This is a genomic window from Curtobacterium sp. BH-2-1-1 (assembly GCF_001806325.1).
Taxonomy (GTDB): domain Bacteria; phylum Actinomycetota; class Actinomycetes; order Actinomycetales; family Microbacteriaceae; genus Curtobacterium.
Genome location: NZ_CP017580.1, coordinates 1,738,345 through 1,765,169 on the forward strand (window position 1 = coordinate 1,738,345; position 26,825 = coordinate 1,765,169).

Consider the following 26,825-nt stretch of genomic DNA (forward strand, 5'->3'; position numbering starts at 1 on the left):
CCACACATGGTGTGGAACACGAAACCCCAGGTCAAGCAGTCGAAAGTGTGTTCCCCAGCCCAGTTGTCCACACCCCTGTCCACAGTTGTCCACACAGCATCCCGGCGTGTTCCGCAGGCTCTCCACAGAGTTATCCACAAGGCCGTTTGCTGGGGATAACTCTGTCCCCGTAGCTTGGCCCAGCGACTCGGCGATGTCGGTCGCCCGGGGTAGAACAGGGACGGTCGGTTCGTCACGGCCGCCGTCGGCGGACCCGTCGCAGCCACTGGACGAGCCGCCACTGAACAAAGAGGAGCAAGTGTGTCGATCGCGCATCTCGAACCCGCGCCGCAGGACTACGCGGATCGTGGTGGCGCGGAACGCACTCCCCCGCACGACATGCTCGCCGAGCAGTCGACGATCGGCGGCATGCTCCTGTCGAAGGACGCCGTGGCCGACGTCATCGAGACCGCTCGTGGCGTGGACTTCTACATCCCCAAGCACGAGGTCATCTTCGACGCGATCCTGTCCCTCTATTCGCACGGTGAACCGACCGACGTCATCGCCGTCACCGACGAGCTGACGAAGACCGGCCTGCTGTCCCGCGCCGGCGGCGCCGAGTACCTGCACAGCGTCACGAGCATGGTGCCCACCGCAGCGAACGCCGGGTACTACGCGGCGATCGTGGCGGAGAAGGCCGTGCTGCGCCGCCTGGTCGACGCGGGCACCCGCATCGTGCAGATGGGCTACGCGTCCGAGGGTGAGGTCACCGACCTCGTCAACAGCGCCCAGGCCGAGGTCTACAACGTCGCCGGTGGTGTCCAGACCGAGGACTACGTCCCCCTCACCGACGCCATCTCCGCCGCCCTCGACGAGATCGAGGCTGCGAAGGGGCGCGACGGGCAGATGACCGGTGTCCCGACCGGCTTCGCCCAGCTCGACGGCCTCACGAACGGCTTCCACCCCGGGCAGCTCATCATCATCGCCGCCCGACCGGCCCTCGGGAAGTCGACGCTCGCGCTCGACCTCTGCCGCGCGGCCGCCATCAAGCACAACGAGACCGCCGCGTTCTTCTCGCTCGAGATGGGTCGCGCCGAGATCGCGATGCGTCTGCTCTCCGCCGAGTCCAGTGTGCCGCTGCAGAACATGCGCAAGGGCACCGTGGACTCCCGCGACTGGACGACGATCGCGCAGACCCGTGGTCGGATCAACGACGCGCCGTTCTTCATCGACGACTCCCCCAACATGACGCTCGTCGAGATCCGGGCGAAGTGCCGGCGCCTCAAGCAGCAGCACAACCTCCGCATGGTCGTCATCGACTACCTGCAGCTCATGACCTCGGGCAAGAAGGTCGAGTCCCGCCAGCAAGAGGTCTCCGAGTTCTCACGTGCGCTGAAGCTCATGGCGAAGGAGCTCCAGGTCCCCGTCGTCGCACTGTCGCAGCTGAACCGCGGTCCCGAGCAGCGTGCCGACAAGAAGCCCCAGATCTCCGACCTGCGTGAGTCCGGGTCGATCGAGCAGGACGCCGACATGGTCATCCTGCTGCACCGCGAGTCGGCGTACGAGAAGGACAACCCGCGGCAGGGTGAGGCGGACCTCATCGTGGCGAAGCACCGCAACGGGCCGACGGACACGATCACGGTGGCGTTCCACGGGATGTTCTCGAGGTTCGTGGACATGCCGCAGTAACGCGTTTGTCGTGCGAGCGCTCACGGGAGGTGTCGGATTCGCAGCAATACTGTCGCGAGGGTCCAAGTTGACGGTAGCTCCGTCGCTAAAACGGTCTTGCCGCTCGATCAGTAGTTGCCCCGAGACATTGCGTGCAGTGCGGCAGATCCGACGCGGCGGCTCGATCGCTCGCTTCGGGAGGGCGTCCGTCCGATCCATCCACGACCGAGAAGGCCGATGAACAGAACCGCGCAGCAGCCCAATCAGATGATCAAAGTCGTCTACTTCGACGAGCAGTCGGCGTCCGACTACCTCGACATCACCGCCGGGGGCAAGGAAGTCACGACCAGCGAAGCCGTAAGGAAGCGGATGGCCGCGACGGAAGCGAAGGTGAGCGCGAAACTCGTCGCCAAGCTCAGCTGGCTCCCGTTCCTCGGAGCGTCAGCAGACGTTGGTGCCGGAGTGAGTGTCGCTCAGTCGAACCAAGGCATCCTCTCCAAGACCCTGTCGAATACGATCCTCACCGACTACCTCGAACAGATGGTGGAAGACGACCGGATCGAGCAGCTTGACGGGATCCGCGTCAGCGCGCCCGAGGGATCCATGGCGCACACGAAGATGTTCACGCCGTACTTGATGATCATGGATACCAAGGGATCAGGAGTTGACCTGGCGCGGCTTGATGAAGCACTCGCTACCGCGAAGGGCTACTACGAGATGCTCGGTCAGAGCGTGCAGCGCACGGAACGCTGTGTGCTGCGGTTCAACCTGCAGGCGTTCCGAAACAATTACGGCCTCACCGATCTGGCACGGATGCAGTTGGTGTTCCACGGGGTTCTCGTCGGCACGACGGACGAAGCGTCGCTGTCGATGGAGGCCGAAATGTCGCAGCAGTCCCCGGTGCCGCCAAAACTGACGGCGGAGGACATCATCGACGACGCAGCAGGTGACACCAGCGTGGCGCGACTCAAGGTGTTCGACGTGATCTTCGCGGGGGTGCAGCATGGCAGCTGATGTCGAAGTCGTCATCTGCTACGGCCCACTCGACTGGTTCACCGGCATCCTCGACGGTGAGGACCACGAGAGCTTGCTCACCCTGATGCTCGAAGAGGACACGGTGCGCCGGCAGTTGGTCGTCACGAATCCTTCTGCTGAGCCAGCAGTCGCCGACGTCCCGCCGCGACCGGCACTGGTGTCGATGACGTCGGGCGAGTACGCGAGCTTGCGAGAACATGTCATCACGAACTTCGCGTGGGAAGTGAGCCGGCTCAACCCTAGGAAGCTGGTCGTTCAGAACCCACCGGCGCCAGTTCGGGATCAACTGCAGAGGACCTTTCCAACCACGACCGTCGAAGAGTTCACCTACCCAGCGCTGACCGTTGAGCAGCTTCTGCAGATTCACGATAACTTCGATTCGGCAGTGGTCGGCCAGACGCAGGCGAAGGCTCAGCTCCTTTCGGCACTGTACAAGCTGACGACGCCCGGTCGGACAGCCCCGGTCGTGGTCATGTTCTACGGCCCATCGGGAGTCGGGAAGACCGAGACCGCCCAGTTCGTGAACAGAGTCGCGAAGGGCACACTGCTCCGCAAGCAGTTCTCAATGTTTCACTCGGAGAAGTTCGCGTCGTACCTTTTTGGTGCCTCCCACTCCGAGCCCTCACTTGCCCGCGACCTCCTTGACCGGGAGCCTGGCGTGATCCTCATCGACGAGTTCGACAAAGCCAACCCGATGTTCCACAGCGCCTTCTACGAACTGTTCGACGGCGGCGCGTTCGAGGACAAGAACTACCGGGTCAACGTCGGGCCCGCGTTGATCGTGTGCACCTCGAACTGGGCAACTGAAGCCGAGGTTCAGGAGGCGCTTGGCGACGCGCTCTTCTCCAGATTCGACGCAGCGATTGAGTTCACCACGCTGACTGAGGTGGAGACCATCACCGTGATCGATCGGATGATCGACAGGCGGTTTGACAAGTCATCAGACCCGCGGATGGCGGATCTGAACTCCGAAGAACTCCGCGGCAAGCTGCACCGAGCCGCGACACAGTCCCCGAACATCCGCCAGCTCGCGAAATTGGTCGACGAGGTGATCGCCAGGTCGCTCGTGCGCAATTTGCTCGCAGCCTCTCGTCAAGCTGCCGACGACGACCCGAGGGACGGCGTCCCGCCGCCCTCGGACTGACAGCCGCAGGCCCTGCATGCCAAGGGCGACAGTCCGCCGGCGTGCATGTGGGTATCCCCGCTCGGATTTCGACGCTGACCCGGCGCATCACGATGCGCGTGGTCCCCACAAGTCGAGGGCGATCCAAGCTCGAGGATCATGCGGATGCAGACTCGCCAAGATAGGCGCCTCGGTGCCGGTGATGCGTCGTTGGGGCGATGTCGTGGCACCCGGCCCTCTCGTGTGTGCCGCAGGCAAGCAGCTCTCCCACTGCTTCTGTCCGAGGAAGGTGCGAGTCGTCGGACTACCGGGATCGCGAAGGTGGCGGTGAGACAGACACGACTAGCAGTGCGCGAGCAAGGGGGGTAGGTTGCACTGGGTTGCGGAGGCGGGGCCGCCAGGTCCGAGCGAAGCGGACGTGCAGTTTCCGATTTCGAAACTGTGGTACTTTGACCGCATGTCTGATTTGGGTGCCTCGATCCGGGCCGCCCGCGTTGCGATCGACCTGGAAGCCCAGGATCTCGCCCAGCGGCTCGGCATGACGAAGTCCCAGATATCAAAGATCGAGTCGGGAGACCGGGCGGTCAAGGCTGGCGAAGTCATCGACATCGCAGAGGCGCTCGGGGTGTCGCCGATGGCGCTGCTCCGGCCGTCGTCGACCTCAGCGCAGGTGGCGTTGGCGGCGCGAACGGTGGAGTCCACCTCTGTTCAGAGCAGCCCTCTCATGGATCGCCTCCGGGGGCTCGTGGACCTTGTTGAGCTGATGCCGACTGCGCCACGGTCGCGAGGCGCTTGGTTGTCGAAGCCACCCGCGCAGATCGATCAGGCGAATTTTGTGAGGTCCTCGTCAGCTCTCGCCCAATGGGCGCGACTGTCGCTCGGCCGCGTCGAAGCCGGAGCCTCGCGCTTCGCGTCTCTCGCGTCGGCTCTGAGCAAGAACCTCGGCGTCGACGTCCTCGTCGAGCGGTTCCATGATCCGGCCACTGGTGAGCCCGATCCAGTACTTGGCGGTGCCGTGGTTCACGACGAGCTGCATCTGATAGCAGTGAACGCGACGTCGATCAGATCACGAGCGCTGTTCACACTCGCGCACGAACTCGGACATGTTCTGCAAGGCGACGGTGTGCGTGTGTCCCAGGACGCGAATTTCGCTGCAACCTCCCCGGAAGAGCGGTTCGCGAACGCTTTTGCGGCGGCCCTGTTGTTGCCAGACGACGAGGTGCACGCGGTGCTCGCCACACATGGCCAGTATCTCCCCGACACAGTCGCGGCCATCATGCGCGATTACGACGTGTCGAAGCAGACAGCTGTCTATCGACTCCACAATCTCGGGCTGATGAACTGGCAGAACCGAGACCGGCTCCTGAACTTTCGCCCTTACGAATTCGCTGGCATCATCCGCGACCCCGGTCTGAGCGACTATGCGACCCGTGGCGGCCGCGATTATCTCGCAGACCGAGTGGTCCAGCCCGATTCGATGATCGAACGCGGCATCGCGGCATACACGGCCGGGATCATCGGCTCGGCGCCACTAGCGAGTCTTTTGGGTATTTCGGTCGAAGAAGCCATCGATCTGCACGGTGGCACCGCCCTAAACGAGCAGGTCAATGAACTCGCGTCGGTTGACCCGACGGTGCTGATGGCCGCCGAGACGGCAGAACCACTCCCCGACGCATACGAAGACACGCCCGCCTAGGTCAGCCGTGCCCTTACCCTCCGAGACCTCTGTCATCTACGACACGGTCACTCTCCACCACTTCGCTGCAGCTGACCGCTTCGACATCCTGCGGGAACTGCACATGCACCGGCCAATCCCCCGTTGGGTGGCATCCGGAAAGAACGAGGTGGAGGACGGCCTCAACCACATCGACTCCAGGCAACGCAGCCAGCTGATTCTCGCGCAGACATGGTTCGACGTACCGGGCGACGCCGATGCGGCGGAGACCCTCGAACTCCAGATCGCAATCTCCGAACCCGGCGAGTTGCAGAAGTACAAGAAAAAGAACCTGGGTGAGGCCGAAGCTATCGTCCTCGCGAAGGCGACCGGCGCAATCCTCGTGACCGACGATAACGGTGCTTACGACTTCGCATCGAAAGCGCAGCAGCTCGGACCAGGCCGAGTCTTCGACGCGTGCCAGTTGCTTGATCAAGCGGTCATCGATGGGTACATCGTTGATGGTGTGCGGTGGGACGTCCATCGTGCGGTGCGGGACGCTAACCGCGAGATGCACTGCAAATGCAAGTTCTAACCGGCCCGTAGGACGGTGTTCTGGAGCCCCTCTCGGGCTTAGACGCAGGGCGGACGCCTGCGGGTGAACAGGGTCACCGCGGAGAGCTGCTTCTGAAGCAGGAGGAGCGGGGTGCCGCATCGACAGCATCCAGCCTCAACGGCACCCCTGCGGTGACACGCGCACCGCCAACGCCCCGAGAACCCGCCGGTCGCGCACCGGAAGCGGGAGGAGCGTCTTGCACCAAAGAGTAAACGCTTGAAGGCCCAGGGGCAAGCCATAACAGTACCCTGACCTGGGGTTTTCTGTCACAGCGGTCGTTGCGACGCAGGCGCGGCTGGGCTAACTTGTGGGCAACAAAAATCGCGGACGAGCCAAGGCTCTCCGCTGAATATTGGGGCCCGGGATAGCAGCCCGGGTGACGCTCTGTTGAGTTTGCGGATGGTCGATCCAGTCCGGATCTTGCCATGCCCTCACGAGGGAGGCAAGACGAGTCACCGCAATCGATACGGAGTCACCATGCCTCGCTTCCGCAAGCCCCTCACTGACCAGCAGCGCGCGCTCATCGCGCGGATTCACACTTCCGCCGTTGAGCGAGAGCGGCAGGCGACGGAGTACCGGCGCATGTTGTGGGAGCTGCACCTTTCTGGCCTCTCCATCAGGCACGTGGCGGACGAGGTGCCAGAGTCGCCCGGGACCGTGTTCAAGTGGTTGCATCAGGAGCGCGACCGTCAAGGCGAGCGCACACCCTGAGAGCGTCGACAGTCGCGACAGGCCTATCGCCCTACGTCTCGTCACGCTGACGGTCAACCAGCAGGCGCTCACCCTGCCCTTTGGAGCCGGAAACGGCGTGGGGAGCGCTTGTACAGCGAACCGCCGGTGGACCCGAAGTGCCCAGTGTTCGGGACCGCCGAGGACAGTGCTGCAAGCGGCGTACTCCATCCAGAGGGGCGGGTCGGGACGAACTCGCCATCTCATGGCAGCGCACGGGACTGAGCCCATACGGATGACGCGTCTTCCGGTACGCGCGGCTCCGCCCCCTGCCCGCGCATAGACATGGCGCGGGCCCCGAAGCGGTCAGCAACGGCGTGATCGACGTACTAGGGCTGAGATACGGCCCGTGTCCGCCGTACAACGTTCAGGAACCGAAGGAGCACCACCATGAACAGCACGTCCACCTACTCGTTCAGCGTCGAGCACGAGGGCCAGCGTGTGACCATGCCGCTGCTGTCGAAGGTACCGGGGGCACGACGTCGCTCGTGGTCCGCATCGCCGGTGTCACCGTCGGCGTGGCTAGCGTCGCGTTCCCGCTGCTCACGCAGACGAGGCGACGACGACCGTCAAGAAGCGATCCATCACGAGGAGCTGGGCCGGCCCGTTGCTCGTTGGAGCGAAGCTGCGCTCGCATCACCTCACATCGTCAGGCGGGCTCGCACTTGCTCCCCTCGCCGGAGGCGCCTCCTGTCGGCAACAAGCGGACCTGTGCTGTGGTGCGATCTGCACCGGGGCCCTCCTGCTCAGGTGGGTCGGCTTCCCAATCGGTGGACAGTTTCGCCGTCGCGAAGCGACTTCCTCGCCGGCAAAAGCAATCCGCGTTGCGAGCGCGAGCGTGAGCGCGAAGCCCGTCGGTAGCCACCGACCCACCTCGGAGCGCGCTGCGACGAAGAGAGAACGCCGCGCTCGCACTCCTGGGGAGTGCACCCGTCCGCCAAAGCAGGGAGATTAGTGAAATGCATAACTGCGCCTTCACCAGTGACGTGCCTCTCGCGCCCTTCGCCGGGGGGTGTTGTTGATGGCAACTTAAGCGCTCACCAATCAGATTGCTGGAGGAAAGCACTTTGTTCCAGTAGTCTTAGTGTAGCGATTGGGCCTATCTGGAATACCCCGAAAAGCAGTTCTACATAGTAGATTGAATGGATGATATCTACTTTTGGGTGGCTTGCTGGGGCCACGATCTCATCCATATTCGTATTGCATTGGTAGGCGCGCGGAGGTATCGTTCGAGGCGTGATGCGAAAGCGTTAGCATCACGGCAGCAAGCTGACGGGAACCCGTCGTGGCTGCCTGAGAATCATGCCGTCGCTCATGTCGGTGCCCGCACCACTCGCCATGCGCACAAGTCGAGGAGAAGCCAATGAACAGCCGCCGAAGGGCGGGCGGAAGCAACGACAGTCGGACGAAGAAACGCCCGGCGAGAATTAGTGGTTCTCGTTACCGGGCGTCCTCCAGATCCTGCGATCGGATCATCTGGAAGGATACACCCGAACAGTCATTCGGGCAAGAACTGAATGAATTGTCGTGCGCTTTCACCGCGCCACCCCGACGTACCCATGGATCAGGTCGGGACGCTCAGATCACGACTTTCCTACGGCCCTGGTATGGGCCCTCTCAGCGGCGTCTCACCATGAGTGAGCTTCGTGCTGGCCCAGTCGCGTCCGTCTTCGTCGACGGTGTGCCCGGGGCGGTGCCCCTCGTGGAACTCACCGCTGATCTCATCGCACGAGGGTCGCCCGTTCGTCGACCTGGTCGGCACTCGGACATGCCGAACAAGCCGGGAACGTACTTCGCCAGTACCAATGAGGACCTCGTGCAGTATGACTCGCAGCTCGAAGCCGAGTTCTTGCTCTTCGCTGACCAGGACCCCAACGTCCTGCTCATCCGGTCCCAGCCGTTCAGCGTTTGGGCTGTCGTCGATGGGAAAGTGCGTAAGCACACTCCCGACTTCGCTCTACTGTGCCGCGACGGGACGGTGCGCATTGTGAATGTGAAGCCACTCCGCCGCATCGTTCAAGCGGACGTCCGTCACCTGCACGAGTGGGTTGAGCGCACAGTGGCCCAGGCGGGGTTCCTGCATGAGGAGTACGCCGGGGCGCCTCGAACAGTTTTACGGAATCTTGCCTTCCTCTCCGGCGCGCGAGTGGAGATGTGGATGCAGAAGTACCCCGTCAGCGATGTCCTCGATGCATGGCGGCCGGGAGACACCATGGGCCGTCTGGAACGGCGACTGTCCCCCACGCTGCATCGCGCAATCGTGCGGCCCTGCATCAGGAACCTGCTCTGGCGCTCCCAGTTCACGACCGATCTGACCCAGCCGCTCGGCAGCCTCAGCGCATTGGAGCGTTCAACATGAAGACGAACCACGTGATGAAGTACACGCCCTCGGGCTCAGCTTCGGCTGACGCGAACAACTCGATCGAATCGAGCACCATCATCCTCGCCTTCGTCGACCCGGACACCGGTTCGCCCTACCGCGCGCTCATCACGCTTGAAACCGACACGTACTCTCGCGCTGTAGTGGCGCGCACGGTGCGACGACTCCGACCGTGAACCGCATGAACGGCAAGGCCCGCTTCGAGGAGCAGTTCAGCCGCACCGCCCGGCTCCTAAGCGAGCTATACGAAGGCTGGGCGGCCCCGACGGTCGAGGCACCCGCAGAGGTGTCCATCGCCGAGCTTCGCCGTGTCATCTCTGACTGGATCGTTCAGCACTGACACGCCAGTTAGCCCGCCGGTCGAGACCGGCGTCCCATGCGTCACGCCGACGCGTCCCCTGCACTTGAAGACGCACCCGCGCCCAACCGACGTTTGGCGCGCGTCCAACAAACCAACGGAGCAATCCAATGTCTCGAACCATCCCCCTCGGCAACGGAACCAAGATCGAGCGTGAAGGGAAGCGGTGGACCATCGAGGGCTTCGGCCCGAGTGTTCGTCTCCGCGGCCCACGCGGGGTCGTCAAGGAGGACCGCCTCACTGACATCCTCGCCGATAGCAACTTCGTCGGCATCGAAAACGAGGAACGCCAGCCTCTGTGGCGATCGTCCCTCGCCTTCGACTCGCTGCCAAAGACGCAGCGAGCCTCCGCGGTCGCGCAAGTCGAGTTCTGGAAGCCGCACGTTAACGAGGTGCTGACCGGGTTCGCCTCCGGAAGCGCAGAAGCGCGCCGTCCCGGTGAGCCGCGCGAGCAGTACGACCCAGCACGGCCGCTTGGCCAACGGCTGCGCTCGAAGGCGAAGGAAGTGCAGAAGAGCACTCGAACCATCGAGCGCAAGATCGCTGGCCTCCAGAACGAGGGTGACATGGGTCTCGTCGACGCCCGACTCCTCAAGCCTCAGCGCTGGTTCGAGTCCGTCGATCCACGTTTCCGCGACGCACTCCGAGCCGAGATCGACAAGGCGCGAGAGCCCGGACGGTCACGGCTCACCCGCAGCGCGCTCATCAGCAACGCAATCGACGCCCTCGAGGTCGAGCACCCCAGCGTGCGGTGGCGCAGCGATCCGCTGGCAGGGACGAAAGGCAGGCTGCCGTCGACAGCTACCCAGTACCGACTCTTGGAAGCGCTCGGAGCAGGAGCGGTAACCCGCCTCAGCAATAAGACGAAGAGTTCGCACTCGAACCGACCGCGCGGACGCTACGACTACTCGCGACGTGCCTCCCGGCCCGGGGAGCGTGTGCAGACGGACACCACCATCGTCGACGTTATGTGCATCGACCGTCTCACCGGGCGTCGCTTCCGGCCAGAGATGACCGCAACTCTTGACGAGTACACGGGCTGCATCCTCGGATTCGTTCTTCGCGAGACGACAACTCAGGAGGACGTCGCGGCAGTCATCGCACAATCAGTCCGACCGCAGCCAATCGACCCTGATTGGACAGCGCCAGCCGAATGGCCCTACCACGGCATACCGGGGTCCCTACGGCTTCCGTTCAAGCCGACGAAGCCCAACGCTCCCGTGATGCTTCCAGAGAAGATCGTCATCGACAACGGCGCCCCATTCGCCAGCCACTACATCACGTACGTCTGCGCACAGCTCGGCATCTCTCTGGAACCCACCCGCCCCTACCGCGGCGTTGAAAAGCCGAAGATGGAACGGTACTGGCTCACTCAAAAGACCGGCCTGCTCCAGTTCCTGCCCGGATACACGTCCGGCTCCGTCGACGGGCGCGGCACGAAGGTCGACGACGACGCCGTCCTGTTCGTCGACGAACTGGCCGACATCATCAGAGAGTGGATCGCACGCGTGTACCACCTGCGGCCCCACCGTGGACTGCGGCTGCCTGGAAGCCAGCGGAGCGGCGCAAGCCCGTACGAGATGTACTGCGCCGGCATCGAACGCGCAGGAATGATCGTCGCTCACCCCGACCCCGACCTCTGGCTGCGGATCCTGCCAGCGAAAGGACGACGGGTCAGTGAAAAGGGCATCTCGCTCCGTGGCCTCATCTACGACTCTGCACTCCTCGCCGAGTACGAGGGCGTGGATGGTCCCGAGCCCGGCGGCAAGTGGCGGTTCCACTACGAGCCCGGAGACGCTCGACAGATCTACTTCGAAGCGGCAGACGGAAAGTGGCACGAGATCCCATGGGTGCTGCGGGACCAGGACGACCAGCCCTTCAGCTTTGAGGCCGTCGAGTGGACGCGGAAGCAGCTCTCCAGCCAGCGCTGGGTTCGCGACTTCGACAAGGAACTTCGCCTGATCCTCCGCAAGTGGCGAACCGAGCTGCCCGAGGACGCCAGCGCTCGGCGGCTCGCGACGCGCATGGACATGTTCATGCGCGCGCTCACCGAGAACCCGGACAGGCCCACAGCCGGCGCTGTCATCAACTACTTCGGCGAACAGAACACAACCGACGCCGAGCCGCCCATCGACAGCCGAGACCTCATCCCCGACGAAGACGACGACCCGATCGTCGACTACTCGAACACCGAATTCGACCTCGACGCCGAGCCGACACCGGACGACTTCTACGCCCAAATGCTCGACGACCTCGACGACGGCGACTACACCGACCTTCCAGCACGACCCCTCATCGGCATCAACAACTGAAAACGACAAGGAGCACACCATGAGAACCGAACACGCACGACTGAACCACGTGAACTGGGTCCGCCTCGTTCGCGGAAACCCCTACGAGCGGCCCGAGTCGCGCACCCTCGCCACACTTCACGGCCTCAACGACGAGGAACGCGAGGCCTACAACGACCGCCGCGCCGACTGGCACGCCAACTTCGGCGTGATCAAGACCCCTCAGCTGGTGCGCGCCCACAGCCAGCTCGGTGAGATCGTCGCCGCAAACCAACACGTCGGCGATCGAGTCCGCGGCGCAGCCGTCGTCGACGCCCCACCCGGGCTCGGAAAGACCACAATCGCGAACAGCTACGCGTTCCGGTACTGGGCCAAAGAGATGCGTCGCGGCCTCCCCGATGACACTCGCTTCGACCGGATCCCCGTCATCAAGGTCGGCCTAAAAGCCAACGTCACAACGAAGTGGCTCACCGAACGCATGTGCAAGTTCATGGGTCTCCCAACCACCGGCACCGAAACCGCCCTGCACGACCGCCTCCTCGACGCCACGGTGGGATGCGAGACCAGACTGATCGTCATCGACGAGATCCAGTTCCTGAACTTCGCCGGCAAGGAGGGCCGCAAGATCCACAACCACATCAAGTTCCTCGCTAACGAACTGCCCGCTACCTTCTTGTTCGTCGGACACTCCATCCGCGCGACCACTGCCCGCTCAAACGCCGCCATCCAGGACGCCGCCCGGGACCAGACGGACTCACGGTGGACTTACGTGGACGTCCACCCGTTCCAGGTCGGAACGGAAGAAGGCCGGCAGGCGTGGCGGTCCTTCCTCCTGACCGTAGAGAGCAAGCTGGTCCTCGCGAGCCTGAAGCCCGGAATGCTCGCCGATGGCCTCGCGGACTACGTCTACGCGAGGACTCTCGGCCGAATGCAGCACATCACAAGCCTCATCGTTCGAGGCTGCGTGCGAGCTATCGACAGCGGCGAGGAGCAGCTCACCCGAGACCTGTTGGACAACATCAAGCTCGAGAAGCTCGTCGACGACGGTCGAATCAGCCGAGTCGCCGGAGCCGACCGAGGCGTGTACGACCTCGCATCCCACAAGCCTCGAAACCTCCCCCGCACCACGCCCCGCGCACCTCGCGCAACAGCCAACGTGGCAGGCGGAACGACCCCAGCAACCAAGCTCACGCCGCCAGCCCGACCGAAGCCAGTGAGGAAGTCCGGTCCAGAATCTAAGCGTCCAGGCAGCAAGGCACGCTGACGTGGCAGAGTTTCACGAGCGGGCGGCCCGGTTCCCGGGCCGCCCGCTCCCCATCCCCGGGGAATCAATCCACAGTTGGCTGCGTCGGTACGCGTGGATGTTCCGCAGCAGCCACGCTGAACTCCTAAACGCGATGGACCTGACGGCCTCGGAACGCCGGAAGAACGCCCAATGGCGTGGACGTATCCCTGATTCGGTTTCGGAGAAGCTCGAGTCGCACACAGGAGTGCACCGAGATGTTCTGCACGCGATGACGCTGCAGCGGTTCCACAGACGATTTGTCGAAGTACGCGCGGATGGCGCTGTAGCGCGCAAGCACTGGGCACGCGGCAGCGGAACCCGGTACTGCCCCTCATGCCTCAACGAGCACGATGGCGCGTTCCAGAACGACTGGCAACTCGCAAGCACCTTCCTCTGCATTAGGCACAACACGCTCCTCGTCGACGGCTGCCAGGACTGCCATCTCGAGCAATACGTCCTTCCCCCAGGCGCCGCTGCGCTCAATCCGATGCACTGCGCCAGCCGAAGGGTTGGTGAGGGGCCGTGCGGAAGCTACCTTCCCGCGCACTTCGCTGAACCTGTCCTTGCAAGCTCCCCACTGGTCACCGCGCAGCAGTTCATCAACGATCTTGCTTCCTCAGCTGACGCAAGCGAAGCGCGCGCCGCCCTCCTCAACCTTGAGGGCGTCATGCACGGAATCCGGAAGGGGGCCAGCATCGAAGCGATCGCCGAGCACGCTGACCTCGACCCAGGAGAGCTAAGAGGTCTTCAACCGGAGTCCTCCAGAGCCCAACGCCCGAGCAGTGCACTCGACTACGGCGCTCTCGCGGCGTGGGCAGTACCCCTCGTGACCGCTTCCGAGTCTGACGTCCGCGCCGACTACCGGAGGCTGGTGCTGCACTACGACTGGGCAGCGCTCGACGAGCACTCAACAACCGGCTTCGGATCGCCTGAGCACCTCACAGCCAGGTGGTCACCGCAGCTCCTGCCGCAGACTCGAACACGACTTCTCCGAGCGGTCGACACGCACCTGACCCTCATGCAGCGTCTCCAACACGCCACAACAGTCGACGCGCCGACACGTGCGGCCCAGCCAATGATTGCTCCTGCGATGTGGCCCGCGTGGGCAGTCGCACTCGACACCGGCGGCTCCTACACCGAGTCCGCGTTCCGGACAGCGATGTCCGCCGCGCTCGCACTGGTGGGCACCAGAGAGGAGCATCCAGGCGCGAAGGTAAAGTACAGGCCGTTCAAGGAAGCTGTCCGTCCCGAGCTATTCGACGACGATCACCTTACGGACCAACTCCGCCTCCTCACCCAGCTCGCGATCCGACTACAGCCAGCCGCAGCGGAAGCGATCAACTACCCCGAACGCGCCAACGCGATCTTCCGAACGCCGCTCCTTCCGGATCACGCGTGGAAACGCATCGCGAACCACCTGCGCATCCCGCCAGGGGGAGCGACCCGGGCGTTGATGGCGCGCCGGTACGCATACAACCGAATGACCGGCTCGACGGGCTCCGCCTATCCCGAGAAATGGTCTCGCCAGCGCGCCGACGACAGCAACCTCTATTCCAATTTCTGTCTATCGATGACGTCCGAATTACAAGCAGCGATCGACCAGTACCTGCGGTCATACCTTCGCCAGCTGCGCATCGGCGGACCGGTCACCAGCACGCCGGCCGTCGACCTCCTCAACGGCGCCGTCCCCGGCCGGGCTCTCCGCGACATCGATCTCTCCAAGTTGCACGCGCTTCTGGACGGCGGAGAGCGCCGCATCGGCGTCTTGACCAGTGAGCTGCAGCGGACCGAGATCCACGTGCGAGCAGCCGTCGATACATTCCCGCTGTCAAGTGCGACGGTCTTCAACGCCGGACCTCTCGACTGGCCGTCGCTCCCGGCACGCCGTAGAGCACGAGCGTCCGCCGCATGAGACGTTCGCGCAGTAGGCCGGTACGGCCGAGATCTCAGGGCGCGCGGACGTGCGCGGCGCTGTTCAGCGATACCGTCGGCTGTCCAGGTGTCCGAGGACCCGATCGGGATCTCGCCCTAATCGGAGCCAGTCACGGGGACTGAACGCTTGTCCGCCGTCCAACAGACCACCCTGCACTGTGCCCATGAAGCCACTCAGCACCGCAGCGGACATGCCAGCAGCTCGCTCACATATCTCGGGGACGAACGGGATCATGTCGTCTCCCGTGAACTGCCACCCTGGAAACAGCCGGAGGCCATCGACTGTGAATGCGTGGATTTCGTTCTCGCGAACCCGTCGCTCAAGTTCACCGCGGTCGATCGTCAACGCCTCGCAGACCTCAGATGTCTCCTGCGACGCCGCGATTAGCTGCACCAGAGACCATTTCACTGCGTTCGACACGCTCGCAGAGGCGTACGCGTTCGCCCGGGTCGATCGTTCCGCTGGGTCCGCATGCTCCCTACCGGTTACCGCTGGCCGACCGCCTGTCCGTTCGAACGCCTCGTCAGCGGGAGTGCACGGCAGATCAGTCATCTTTCTAGCTCCTGTACTCGTCGTACCAATCGCGAAGAACATCGGTATTCACCCAGTCAGGATGGCGCTCCCGTACGCGTCTCACGTGATCGGCGTTACTCCACCATTCGTCGCCGTACCGTCCGCGAGAGGGCCTGGGCCAACCCCCCACCATCAGCATTAGGCGTTCATAGATCAGATCCGCGTTCCAGCGTTGGTCTGTCCACCCGTTCTTCTCCGCCACCACCCTCAGGTGGTACGTCAATAACTCGTAGCGGATCGGGTAGAGCCTCCACATTGCGTCGCGCAGCGCCACGGCAACGTTGTCGAGATCGCCCGTCGCGTCGTATGCCCAGGCGAGCGTGGCTTCCGGACAGAGGTACGGGTAGCCGCCGACCCAGCGGACGTCGGGGCGATCGACTTCGCGGGTGATCACTTGGACGTCGTCGTCTGACCGCACGCCGGCGACTGCAACGGGCACGAGAATCTCTGGGCCCCAGCTGATGTCGTCAAGTTCCCAACGAGCGCAGGCTCCTCCGCCGCCGATCACGGCGATTGCCCGGTCCGATCCACGATCGCGAACTGTTCGCTGACGTAGCGTCAGTCGCGGTTCAAGAGCGAGCCATCTCGCCTCGGCTTCGAGCGCTTGATCGCCGATTGGAATCCGGTTAACTGCTACATGAACCCACACGTTCGAGCGCACGCTGAGGAGTTCCCCGACGTCCGTCAGCCGGCGGAGCCCCAGCTCAGCGGTCACCCAACCGTGGATCCGAGCAACCTGCTCACGCGTGACCAGGCCGTCCTGGTCAGCGGCGAGAGCGACCACTAGTGGCCGAATCTTGTCCGCGGCTTGACGGCGCTTCGCGCCCTGGGCACGCACACCGAGGCGCAGCGGCCGCGAGCGAAGGCGCAGACTTGACGTCCCTCGCCGTGGGCGGGGCGCGTCGTTTGGATCGCTCATGCGGTGACCATAAGCCAAGACGGGGTGACACGGAATAGCGTCCGGCCGAATTGGTACAAAACTCAAGGCAATTGCGTACTCTGGTCGCGCGCGCATGCTTGAGTCACGCTTGCGTTCGTTGGGTGCAAATATGCGTACTTTGTTCGCGATCTCTGCCCCATCCGAGGGTCGGTCTTTCATTCGCGCTTCGAATGTGCCTATTCTGACGCTTTCCTCAATCGAGAGGAGTGGGCGATGGCAAGGGAACCCGTAGGTGAGAATCGACGACTGGCCGAGCGCTTCGACGCCGACTCGGACGAGTGTCTGATCGTTATCGCGGGCGACTGGCACTCGGACCTCGTGCACCTCACCGACAACGTTCCCCGGCTGCTAGACGAAGGCTTTTCGGCAACCGCAGCACGGCCCACGACCCTGCTGCACGTTGGCGACTTCAACATCACGAACGGCTCTCGCGCCAACAAGCAGTTCCTGCTTCGTGCGGCCGAACTAGCGTCCGAACGACAGATGCGGATCCTCATCACGCCCGGCAACCACGACAGCTGGTCCCGCCTGGAATCGAGATCTGACTTCGCGCGAAGCGAACCCACCCGCCTCCGCGATGGCGTCTGGGTGCTTCCACGCGGCTACCGGTTCCGCATCGGCGGTAAGACGATCCTCTCCTTCGGAGGTGCCGGTTCGATGTCCCGTCCCCCGAATAAGGAGGGACTGACCTGGTGGCGAAGCGAGATGCCGACCGACGCAGACGTGGATGCAAGCATCAGTCGAGGGCGCGCCGACATCGTGATCACTCACGAAGCGCCCCTCGGCGGCACTGTGCGCGTCGACCGAAAGCTCGCCACGTTCCCGCTCCGGAGCGCCGCCGACCGCGACTACACCGCGCTCGGGCGGGATCGCATCGCACGCCTCTGGCGCGGCGTCGCACCGACGCTCCTCTTCCACGGGCATCACCATCTTCAGGCCGAAGGACATCTCCACGACGGCCGCTCGGTGTACGCGCTCAACCAGAATGGCGAGCCCGGCAACCTCGTGTCGGTAGACCTCGAGACGATGCGAGTCCGGTGGCTAGACGGCGCGAGCCCGCTCGGAGGTTGAAAGTGGGAATGGCGCATGCGAATCGTTCCGCCCACCTGTGAGCAGCTCTGCTCTGTGTCGCTGATCTTGCTGCGGTCCGTGTCGGGTCAGGTGGTGCCGATGACGAGGGTGCTGCAGGCGGCTTCGACGACGTTGTTGGTGATGACGTCGATCGGCCTCTCCCTCGTCGACGTCGCCGCGCACCTCGTTGCGGTCGATACCCGTTCCTGCACGGACGTCCACGACACGATGTGTCCTGTCCTCGCCCGATGTCTTCAGGAGATCGACGACAAGATCGCCCGCCTGCAGCAGCTCCACGGGCGGTTGACGCAAGCGGAGCAGGACTTCGCGGAATGACCGGACTGTGACGAGCACTGCAGCGCGCATTGCGTCATCGCCGACGGCATCGGGGCAACTGCTTGGCGTTCCGGAGAAGGCAACCGCGCGGCCGAGGGTTAGCGCGTCGGTGCGGTGATGAGGCCCGCGAGGGTGTGGAGCGCGCCGGGGACGAGGGAGAAGTACGCCCAGGTACCGCGCTTTTCGCGGTGCAGGATCCCGGCATCGACGAGGACCTTGAGGTGGTGCGACACGGTCGGCTGCGACAGGCCGAGCGGTTCCTGCAGGTCACACACGCACGCCTCTGCCCCGTCGTGCGCGGCCACCATCGAGATCAGCCGGAGCCGTGCCGGGTCCGCGATCGCCTTGAGCGACTTCGCCAGGACCTCCGCGGACGCTTGATCCATCGCCTCCGTCGTGACGGGCGAGCAGCACGCCGTGACGTCCTGGATAGGAAGCAGCTCGATTGTCATGGGCTCATCCTCCCACGGACTTCGACACGCGTCTATATTTGCGTTCATCGATATCGACGTGCTTCGATGTACGCGCCGGATCTCGGCTCCCGCTCGATCCGTGAAGGACCAGCCTGATGACTCACCTCCTCGCCGTCGGCGGCAGCGACGCCGGCATCGCCGCAGCGCTTCGGGCCCGTGAACTCGACCCGTCGACGGATGTGACGGTGGTGCTCGCGGACGAGTTCCCGAACTTCTCCATCTGCGGCATCCCGTACTGGGTGTCCGGTGACGTCGCCACGGAAGCGTCCCTCGCGCACCGCACCCGCGCCGACCTGGAAGGCGCTGGCATGACCGTCCGCTCCTCAACCTGGGCCTCCGCCGTCGACGTCGACCGCCGCCGCCTCACCGTGACCAGTCCCACCGGGGACGAGGAGATCTCCTACGACGAGCTGCTGATCGGCACGGGCGCTGAACCGGTCCGCCCGGCAGGGGTGCCGTTTGGAGAACCGGGCATCCACCTGCTGCACTCGATGACTGATGCGGAGCAGGTCGTCGCTGCCCTCGAGCTGCTGCCGGCGGGGAGCCGGGTGGCGGTGGTCGGTGCCGGCTACATCGGCCTGGAGATGACCGAAGGGCTCGTCGCCCGTGGGTTCGACACGACGCTGATCCAGCGTGGCCCGGAAGTGCTCTCTACCCTCGACCCGGAGCTCGGGTCCCTCGTCACCGCCGAGGTCCGCCGCCACGGCGCAACCGTTCTGACCGGTTCCACCGTCACTGGGATTACGCCGGCAGGCGGTGGGCAGTGGCGCGTCGCCACCAGCTCCACGTCCGGTGACGCGGAGGGCACGTTCGCGCTCGTCGTCGTCTGTGTCGGGGTCCGCCCGGTCACGGGCCTTGCCGTCGCTACCGGCGTGCAGCTCGGGCAGGCCGGTGCGATCGTCGTCGACGAGTCCATGCGCACCGGGGTGCCGCACGTGTGGGCTGCCGGCGACTGCGTCGTCACCCACCACCGGCTCCTCGGCACTACCTGGTTGCCGCTCGGGACGACAGCGCACAAGCAGGGCCGGGTCGCCGGGGAGAACATGCTCGGCGGTTCGAAGACGTTCGCAGGTTCGGTGGGGACGCAGGTGGTGAAGGTGTTCGATCTCGTCGCCGCCCGCACCGGCCTCCGCCAGCACGAGACCGGCCCGCTCGAGGTGTCGCCGCTGACGCGGGTGACGGTGGCGGATGACCACAAGCGGTACTACCCGGGCGCCGTCCCGCTGACGATCAGCGTCACCGGCGACCAGGCCACCGGTCGGCTCCTCGGTGCGCAGATCGTCGGGCAGCGGACCGCGGAGATCAGCAAGCGTATCGACACGTTCGCCACCGCCGTCCACGCAGAACTCACCGTGGACGACGTCATCGATCTCGACCTCTCCTACACGCCGCCGCTCGGGTCCCCGTGGGACGCCGTGCAGGTCGCCGCGCAGGGCTGGGAGCGCGCCGCCGCCGCAACGAACCAGGCTGCGGTGGGCGCCTGATGGTGATGGCTGTGGTCGCTGCGGCGATCTTCGTCGCGACGCTCGTGGTGGTGATCTGGCAGCCCAAGGGCTTCCCGATCGGCTACACCGCGCTCATCGGCGCCGTCATCGCCCTCGCCACCACCGTCGTCGGCCTCTCCGACATCCCGACCGTGGTCGGGATCGTGTGGAACGCGACGCTGACGTTCGTCGCGGTGGTGCTGATCTCGTTGATCCTCGACGAGGCAGGGTTCTTCGAGTGGGCGGCTCTCCACGTCGCCCGTTGGGGCCGCGGCAACGGCCGGTTGCTGTTCGTCCTCATCGTGGGCCTCGGCGCCGTCATCGCCGCGGTGTTCGCCAACGACGGGGCCGCGCTGATCCTCACCCCGATCGTCGTCGGGATGCTCCGAGCCCTGAACATGCCGCAGAAGGCAGCGCTGGGGTTCATCCTCGCCACCGGGTTCATCGCGGACACCGGCAGTCTGCCGTTGGTGGTGTCGAACCTGGTCAACATCGTCTCCGCCGACTACTTCCACCTCGGCTTCGCCGAGTACGCCGCCGTCATGATCCCCGTCGGCATCGTCTCCGTCCTCGCGTCCCTCGGGATGCTGCTGGCCTACTTCGGCAAGAGCATCCCGAAGCGGTACGACGTCCTCGCCCTCACCAGCCCGGCCGCCGCCGTGAAAGACCGGGCGACGTTCCGCGCCGGCTGGGTCGTCCTCGCGCTGCTGCTCGTCGGCTACTTCGCCGCCGACCCACTCGGTGTGCCCCTCGCGGCCGTCGCTGGCGTCGGGGCGGTCGTGATCGTGCTCGTTGCCGCCCGGCAGCCCGCGTTCCTCTTCGCCCGCGCCCAGGCCGCACCGGTCCTGGTCACCACCGGTGGCACCGCCACCGTCCGTGCCGCCGGTGGCGGTGCAGGGGCGCCGTCGGGGCGGGTGATTCCGGTGTGGAAGACGATCCGGGAGGCGCCGTGGCAGATCGTGCTGTTTTCCATCGGCATGTACCTCGTCGTCTACGGCCTCCAGAACCAGGGCCTCACCGACCACCTCGCGAAGCTGTTCGACGTGTTCGGTGACCGCGGGGTGCTCGTCACGGCGCTCGGCGTCGGGTTCACCATCGCGATCCTCGCGTCCCTGATGAACAACATGCCCACCGTCCTCATCGCCGCCCTCGCCATCGGCGGTGCCGGCGCGACCGGGCTCACGCACGAGGTGATGGTCTACGCCAACGTCATCGGCTCCGACCTCGGCCCGAAGATCACCCCCATCGGGTCCCTCGCGACCCTGCTGTGGTTGCACGTGCTGGAGAAGAAGGGCATCCACATCGGGTGGGGGCAGTACTTCCGCACCGGCATCGTCCTCACCGTCCCCGTCCTCGCCGTCACCCTCGCCGCCCTCGCCGGCTGGCTCACCCTCATCCACTGAACCCGAAAAGGCACACACCCATGAGTGACAAGCCCACGATCCTGTTCGTCTGCGTCCACAACGCGGGACGCTCCCAGATGGCCGCCGGCTACGCCCAGGCCCTCGGCGGCGACCGCGTCGAGGTCCTCTCCGCCGGCAGTGCGCCGAAGGACCAGATCAACCCGATCGCGATCCAGGCGATGGCCGAAGACGGCGTCGACATCGCCGGCAACCAGCCGAAGATCCTCACCACCGACGCCGTCCGCGACTCCGACGCCGTCATCACCATGGGCTGCGGCGACGCCTGCCCGGTCTTCCCGGGCAAGCGGTACGAGGACTGGGACCTCACCGACCCCGCGGGCCGCGGCATCGAGGACGTCCGCCCCATCCGGGACGACATCAAGCACCGCGTCCAGACGCTCCTCGCCGAGCTGCTGCCCGCCGAAGCAACCGCGTAACGACCAGGAAGCCGCAGATCATGACGCTCACCCTCACCGTCCCACCCCGGACCGACGCGGACCGCCTCACCGGACTCCCCGTCGCGGTCATCGGCGCCGGCCCCGTCGGCCTTGCCGCCGCCGCGCACCTCCTCGAGCGCGGCCTCGACGTCGTCGTCTACGAAGCTGGGCCGACCGTGGGGACGAGCGTCCGCGCCTGGGGACACACGCGGCTGTTCTCCCCGTGGCAGTACGTCATCGACCCTGCCGCGCAGCGTCTCCTGGAAGCCACCGGCTGGGAAGCGCCTCGGGCGTCGTCTCTGCCCACCGGCCAGGACCTCGTCGACACGTACCTGGCACCGCTGGCTGCGACCCCGCAGCTCGCCCCGGTGATCCATTACGGCACCCGCGTGGAAGCGTTGTCCCGGCAGGGCATGGATCGCACCCGTTCCACCGGCCGCGCCGACACCCCGTTCCTGCTCCGCCTCCACACCGCCGACGGTGCGCAGGACGTCACTGCGCGTGCGGTCGTCGACACGTCCGGCACCTACACGTCACCGAACCCGCTCACTGCTGCTGGGCTCGCACCCGCCGAGGATCTCGGCGACCGGGTCGTCCACGCACTGCCTGACGTCCTCGGTGCCGACCGTGCCCGGTTCACGGGGAAGCGGGTCCTCGTCGTCGGTGCCGGCCACTCCGCCGCCAACACGCTCATCAAGCTCGCCAGCCTCGCGAAAAACGTGCCCGGCACAACGCTGCTGTGGGCTGTCCGGAACGCCGGCACCGCCCGGCTCGGCGCGGACGCCGCCGACGGGCTCGCCGCCCGCGGGCAGCTCGGTTCCACCGTCCACGGGCTCGTCGAGTCCGGTGAAGTGCAGCAGATCGCCTCGTTCGAGATCGACGACGTCCGACCCGACGGCGACCAGGTCACCGTCACCGGCCGCCGAGCTGGCGAGCCCTTCGCGGTGACGGTCGACGTGATCGTGAATGCGACCGGGTTCCGGCCCGACCTCGACATGCTCCGTGAGATCCGCCTCGGCCTCGACGTCATCGTCGAAGCGCCCCGAGCCCTCGCGCCGCTGATCGACCCGAACCTGCACTCCTGCGGCTCCGTGCCCCCGCACGGTGTCGCTGAGCTGGCGCATCCGGAGCCGAACTTCTTCATCGCCGGGATGAAGTCCTACGGCCGCGCGCCCACGTTCCTACTTCTCACCGGCTACGAACAGGTCCGCTCGATCGCCGCGGAGCTGGCCGGTGATCATCAAGCCGCCCGAGACGTGCAGCTCGTGCTCCCCGAGACCGGCGTCTGCTCCACCGGCGTCGGCGGCTCGTCCTCCTGCGACGTCCCGGCAGCAACGGACCAGGCCGCCAGCGACTCGTCCTGTTGTGCAACGCCCGCCCCGGCCGTTCCCAGCAGCTCCTGCTGCACGAACTGAACCGGGCCCCGCATGACCGACAAGCCCACCGTGCTGTTCATCTGCAAGCACAACGCCGGCCGCTCCCAACTCGGCGCCGCCCTCCTGGAACTCGGCGCCGACGACCGCTACACCGCCACCTCCGCCGGGATCAGCCCCGCTGACGAGGTGAACCCGTCGATCGCCGCAACCGTCGCCGAACTCGGCCTCGACATCAGCGGCCGCACCCCACGGAAGGTCACGCCGGACCTGCTTGATGAAGCCGACGTGGTCGTGCTGATGAAACCCGGGCTGGACCTGCCCGGAACGCCGAGCGGCCGAGTGTTGCAGTGGTCGTTCCCGGACCCGGACCCGGACTCCTGGTCCCCTGATGACGTCCGCCCCATGCGTGACGCCGTCGCCGCCCGCATCCAGGAGGAGCTACTGCACCCATGACTGACCCCTCGGTCACCGTCCGGTCGATGACCGCCGCAGACTGGACCTCCGTGGAGGCGATCTACCGGGAAGGGATCGCCACCGGGAACGCAACGTTCGAGGCGGAACCGCCGACGTGGGAGGCGTTCGATGCGGGGAAGCTGCCCGAGCACCGGTTCGTCGCCGTCGACGGTGACGAGGTTCTCGGCTGGGTGGTGGTCTCCCCGACCTCTGCTCGGCCGGTGTACCGGGGCGTCGTCGAGCACTCCGTGTACGTCGGGGCCGCGGCGCGGGGCCGCGGCGTCGGACACGTCCTTCTCGACGCTCTCATCGAATCGACGGAAGCGGCCGGCATGTGGACCATCCAGTCCGGGATCTTCCCCGAGAACACCGCTTCCCGCACCCTTCATGCCCGCCACGGGTTCCGCGAACTCGGCACCCGAGAACGCATCGGCCTCATGACGTTCGGCCCGTGGGCCGGGCAGTGGCGCGACAACGTCCTCGTCGAACGCCGAAGCGACCGGGCTGGAACTTGAAGCCGTGCCGCCTCACTCCTACTGAGCATCGCGCTCTTGCGACCGTGCGGATGCATCAGACACCCCGAGAGCAGGCGGCCTCGCGGAAACGTACCTGGACCGCACCGTCAGCACCTTGAGTCTCTCCGGCAACTCGGCCTACGCTTCAACCACAAGTAGCGGACCGAGCACGTGCTCGTCCGCGGGTTGAACAGGGGCCCGAGTTGCGTTCGAGCGGCATTCCTTGGAGTTCGTCGCTGAGTTACTACGCGCTGCGCTGCGCTGCACCTTCCCCTGAATCCGGAGCGCTTGCTGCGTCACGTCATCGAACTCGGTGCCGAAGACGGCTGGTCGGGCCAACTATCGCAGACTCATTCGCCGAGCTGATCGCCCTCGCCGTCGGATGGCCGGACCTTCGCCCAGTCGACACAGCCTCGACCTGGGCAAGCGTTCGTGAACACGTCGAGCAGCTGCGTACGTACACCACCAGAGCGGGAGGACCGAGCAAGGTCAGACGTCAGAAGGGCGAGCCGGTTTCAACAATGGTCAAACCTTGGCGTAGGGCGACGCGCTACTCCAGCGTGCGGACGCGACCAAGACAGCGAGCCAGCGAGACAACGCGACGTAAGCAAGACGTGTCCAGTGCTTCAAGATCACTCCGGTCTGATTCAAGTGCTTCCGGCCGAAAACGGACATCTCTGACGCAGGTCACCGATTGTAGATATTATAGATTCCAACGTAAGTGAGACCCGCTCGATGACGATTGAGCTGCCGCCCGTGCGACCTCATCGGGGTCTTGGCGGACAGCCGGCGCCACCGTAGGTTGTCTTCCATGGGGGCTCTTCTTGTACTCGCTTGCTTGTGCCTCATCGGTGTCATCGCGGGACGAGCGCTCTGGCGTGCCACCGACCGGCTGAAACCTCCGCTCGATCCACCGGACCCGACGTCGCCGTCTCGACCAGCAACCGCAGGTGCACACCGTCCTCAACGGCCAAAGGCGACGCGACCTAGCCCGCTGCCGCCCGACTTCGCTGATGCTCTCGACCTGCGACAGCTGTCAGCTGGCCGACATCGGGTGAAAGGTACTTTCGCCTACGTCCCAGCCGGCCGCCGACGCGATGTTGGCGGGATTGAGTACTGGCTCGTCCGGGAGCCGAGCAACCCCCACGACTCGAACGCCGTTGCCGTTTGGGACACGACGCGCAAGGTCGGCTACATCTCTGCTGCGAAGGCAAGTCTGTTGGCCCCGGAACTTGATCGGGTTAACGCGCCCGCGTTCCGAGTGAACGGCGAATCGTCAGCAGACAAGATTGCGCTGCACGTCCATTTGCCTCACATCAAGGGCGTCCGAGCGCTTCAGATCAATTCTTCGACGAAGGGAGACACCGAATGATTATGCGCTTCTCGCTTCGCTGCGTCGGCTGCGAGACGGCCTTCACGGCACGCGTCGGGGTCTCTCCGACCGATCTGACGCGCTTTTACCTGCTCTGCCCGACCTGCGGGCTCCCCATCCACGGTCGGTCGACCGGGCAGGAGCTTGAACAGCTGCGGGTCGAGTTTGATGACGCCGAGAAGATCGCCGGTGATGGAACCGATCAGCCCGTGGTGACAATCGACCCAAGCGTTCCAGCGCGCAGCGACGCCGATTGGAACAGTGGATTTGGCTCTTTCACGATGATGACCTTTCACTTCCTGCTGGGAGACGAGGTGAGTGAGTACTTCGACGACGTGGGCACGGCTGAGACTGCAGCGCTAGAGGGCTGGAAGAGCGTACGCCGCATCGGGAGGTACTACCTCGACGGCTCTTGGGTCTTCTTTGACAAGATCGGGCGTGAGACCTTTCCCGATTGGGAGCCAAAGACGACCGACCATGAACGAGCCGCCCGAGTGTTCCGCGCCGTGGGAGCAGTCACCGAGCAGGTGGTTGGTTCCCGCGCAAACCGGACGGCAAAGTTCATGGAGCGGTACCTGCTCAAGCACCGAGCCGCACTGCGGACGCCCGCCTACGTGGAGCTTCTGCAAGCCGATCTCGCTGAGGGACGGATCGGTACCCTGCAACGCGATGTTTTCGCGCAGGTCGATACCTTCTTGAGGTCGTATGACGCTTGGTCGCTCGGCCGGCTCCCACGGTTCCTCACTGAAGCCAGCAAGGCAAGCCTTGAAGACCTGACGCTCTTTCGTGATGACTTCACTCAACTCAGAGACCTGTACCAGCAGGGCTTCGAGCTGGTCTGCAAGACAACGCGGTACATGGTTGCCGCGCAGAACACCATCAAACGCGGAGACCCGAACGACTTCGGAACCGCCACCCCAGCCGGAGTAGGAGAGAAGCAGCGCCCCAAGACGCTCAAGGCTTTCGACAAACTCCCCAACGCATCTCGGCTCGCCTACGCCGCCATCGTCCCAGGCTGGGAGGGGATGACGGAGCTGCTGAACAACCGCACGCGCAATGCCATCGGCCACGCCACAGCACATCACGACCTCCGCACCGGCACGATCGTCAGCGACGTCGATCCGTCCGGCACCCAATACCTCGACTTTGTCGGTCACGTCTTCGACGTGTTCGACGCCCTCGCAACAGCGATGCAGGTGATCGGGCGCGTCCGCGTCTCTGCATCTCCCAACCCGTACGTCTGACCGTCGGACGCTGGCCTTGCAGCACACCACGACCGTCGTTGCTGCTGCCCGCATCGGTCCTCGGGCCCTGAAAGTCGGCCCCGACCTCCTAGTCGCC

The 26,825-nt window shown here is 65.1% G+C and carries 23 protein-coding genes; 21 read left to right on the forward strand and 2 right to left on the reverse strand.

Features of this window, described 5'->3' with window-relative positions; all coding sequences use genetic code 11:
- Nucleotides 1–300: 300 nt before the first annotated feature.
- The 11 genes from dnaB (at nt 301) to BJK06_RS18200 (ending at nt 15,030) form a co-directional block, all read left to right on the forward strand.
- Nucleotides 301–1,668 carry a replicative DNA helicase gene (gene dnaB, locus BJK06_RS08200; protein WP_070417481.1) on the forward strand — a complete coding sequence of 456 codons (1,368 nt, stop codon included), beginning with the start codon at nt 301–303 and terminating at the stop codon, nt 1,666–1,668.
- Nucleotides 1,669–1,884: 216 nt separating this feature from the next.
- Entirely contained in the window at nt 1,885–2,661 is a 777-nt protein-coding gene (locus BJK06_RS18920; RefSeq protein WP_219810667.1) for a DUF6414 family protein, read from the forward strand.
- The gene (locus BJK06_RS08210) at nt 2,651–3,826 is read left to right on the forward strand and encodes an AAA family ATPase (RefSeq protein WP_070417482.1); all 1,176 of its coding nucleotides are present in this window, start codon (nt 2,651–2,653) and stop codon (nt 3,824–3,826) included. Before BJK06_RS18920 ends, BJK06_RS08210 begins: the two co-directional genes overlap by 11 nt.
- 397 nt (nt 3,827–4,223) lie before the next feature.
- Nucleotides 4,224–5,501, forward strand: coding sequence for an ImmA/IrrE family metallo-endopeptidase (locus BJK06_RS08215; protein ID WP_070417483.1), 1,278 nt, complete (start codon nt 4,224–4,226; stop codon nt 5,499–5,501).
- Nucleotides 5,502–5,508: 7 nt separating this feature from the next.
- On the forward strand, nt 5,509–6,054 hold the full coding sequence (locus BJK06_RS08220) for a hypothetical protein (RefSeq protein ID WP_070417484.1): 546 nt from the start codon (nt 5,509–5,511) through the stop codon (nt 6,052–6,054).
- Nucleotides 6,055–8,572: 2,518 nt separating this feature from the next.
- Complete coding sequence (locus BJK06_RS18195) at nt 8,573–9,163, forward strand: TnsA-like heteromeric transposase endonuclease subunit (RefSeq protein WP_070417486.1); 591 nt, start codon at nt 8,573–8,575, stop codon at nt 9,161–9,163.
- Nucleotides 9,160–9,360, forward strand: a complete 201-nt coding sequence (locus BJK06_RS08235) for a hypothetical protein (RefSeq protein WP_070417487.1) — start codon at nt 9,160–9,162, stop codon at nt 9,358–9,360. The genes BJK06_RS18195 and BJK06_RS08235 overlap by 4 nt, the downstream gene beginning before the upstream one ends.
- Before the next feature lie 5 nt (nt 9,361–9,365).
- Entirely contained in the window at nt 9,366–9,524 is a 159-nt protein-coding gene (locus BJK06_RS18545) for a hypothetical protein (protein WP_156794804.1), read from the forward strand.
- 128 nt (nt 9,525–9,652) lie between these two features.
- A complete protein-coding gene (locus BJK06_RS08240; protein ID WP_070417488.1) occupies nt 9,653–11,854 on the forward strand; it encodes a DDE-type integrase/transposase/recombinase in 2,202 nt (733 codons plus the stop codon).
- A 19-nt stretch (nt 11,855–11,873) separates the two neighbouring features.
- Nucleotides 11,874–13,097, forward strand: a complete 1,224-nt coding sequence (locus tag BJK06_RS08245; RefSeq protein WP_083295138.1) for an AAA family ATPase — start codon at nt 11,874–11,876, stop codon at nt 13,095–13,097.
- A gap of 1 nt (nt 13,098) precedes the next feature.
- Nucleotides 13,099–15,030, forward strand: a complete 1,932-nt coding sequence (locus BJK06_RS18200) for a TniQ family protein (protein ID WP_083295139.1) — start codon at nt 13,099–13,101, stop codon at nt 15,028–15,030.
- Nucleotides 15,031–15,607: 577 nt separating this feature from the next.
- Here the strand turns inward: BJK06_RS18200 and BJK06_RS18550 are convergent.
- Entirely contained in the window at nt 15,608–16,543 is a 936-nt protein-coding gene (locus tag BJK06_RS18550) for a hypothetical protein (RefSeq protein WP_156794805.1), read from the reverse strand.
- Nucleotides 16,544–16,777: 234 nt separating this feature from the next.
- On the opposite strand from BJK06_RS18550, the gene BJK06_RS08260 reads away from it, so the two are divergent.
- Together BJK06_RS08260 and BJK06_RS08265 are read left to right on the forward strand one after the other, a co-directional pair.
- Complete coding sequence (locus BJK06_RS08260) at nt 16,778–17,635, forward strand: metallophosphoesterase (RefSeq protein ID WP_070417492.1); 858 nt, start codon at nt 16,778–16,780, stop codon at nt 17,633–17,635.
- A 15-nt stretch (nt 17,636–17,650) separates the two neighbouring features.
- Complete coding sequence (locus BJK06_RS08265) at nt 17,651–17,971, forward strand: MerR family DNA-binding protein (protein WP_156794806.1); 321 nt, start codon at nt 17,651–17,653, stop codon at nt 17,969–17,971.
- A 98-nt stretch (nt 17,972–18,069) separates the two neighbouring features.
- Here BJK06_RS08265 and BJK06_RS08270 read toward each other — a convergent pair whose 3' ends face one another.
- On the reverse strand, nt 18,070–18,423 hold the full coding sequence (locus BJK06_RS08270) for a metalloregulator ArsR/SmtB family transcription factor (RefSeq protein WP_070417494.1): 354 nt from the start codon (nt 18,421–18,423) through the stop codon (nt 18,070–18,072).
- A gap of 116 nt (nt 18,424–18,539) precedes the next feature.
- On the opposite strand from BJK06_RS08270, the gene BJK06_RS08275 reads away from it, so the two are divergent.
- The 8 genes from BJK06_RS08275 to BJK06_RS08305 all read left to right on the forward strand — a co-directional run bounded on the left by BJK06_RS08275 (nt 18,540) and on the right by BJK06_RS08305 (nt 26,728).
- Entirely contained in the window at nt 18,540–19,928 is a 1,389-nt protein-coding gene (locus BJK06_RS08275) for an FAD-dependent oxidoreductase (RefSeq protein ID WP_070417495.1), read from the forward strand.
- Nucleotides 19,929–19,933: 5 nt separating this feature from the next.
- Entirely contained in the window at nt 19,934–21,331 is a 1,398-nt protein-coding gene (locus tag BJK06_RS08280) for an arsenic transporter (protein ID WP_070419322.1), read from the forward strand.
- A gap of 20 nt (nt 21,332–21,351) precedes the next feature.
- Nucleotides 21,352–21,768 carry an arsenate reductase ArsC gene (locus tag BJK06_RS08285; protein ID WP_070417496.1) on the forward strand — a complete coding sequence of 139 codons (417 nt, stop codon included), beginning with the start codon at nt 21,352–21,354 and terminating at the stop codon, nt 21,766–21,768.
- Nucleotides 21,769–21,788: 20 nt separating this feature from the next.
- The gene (locus BJK06_RS08290; protein ID WP_070417497.1) at nt 21,789–23,183 is read left to right on the forward strand and encodes an FAD-dependent oxidoreductase; all 1,395 of its coding nucleotides are present in this window, start codon (nt 21,789–21,791) and stop codon (nt 23,181–23,183) included.
- Between the two features lie 12 nt (nt 23,184–23,195).
- Nucleotides 23,196–23,597, forward strand: coding sequence for a low molecular weight phosphatase family protein (locus BJK06_RS08295; protein ID WP_070417498.1), 402 nt, complete (start codon nt 23,196–23,198; stop codon nt 23,595–23,597).
- Nucleotides 23,594–24,112 (forward strand): GNAT family N-acetyltransferase, encoded by a 519-nt coding sequence (locus BJK06_RS08300; RefSeq protein WP_070417499.1) that lies wholly within the window; start codon nt 23,594–23,596, stop codon nt 24,110–24,112. The genes BJK06_RS08295 and BJK06_RS08300 overlap by 4 nt, the downstream gene beginning before the upstream one ends.
- A gap of 811 nt (nt 24,113–24,923) precedes the next feature.
- Nucleotides 24,924–25,484: an HIRAN domain-containing protein gene (locus BJK06_RS19165; protein ID WP_156794807.1), complete on the forward strand. Its 561-nt coding sequence runs from the start codon at nt 24,924–24,926 to the stop codon at nt 25,482–25,484.
- Nucleotides 25,481–26,728, forward strand: a complete 1,248-nt coding sequence (locus BJK06_RS08305; RefSeq protein WP_070417500.1) for a hypothetical protein — start codon at nt 25,481–25,483, stop codon at nt 26,726–26,728. Before BJK06_RS19165 ends, BJK06_RS08305 begins: the two co-directional genes overlap by 4 nt.
- The last annotated feature ends 97 nt before the right edge of the window (nt 26,729–26,825 follow it).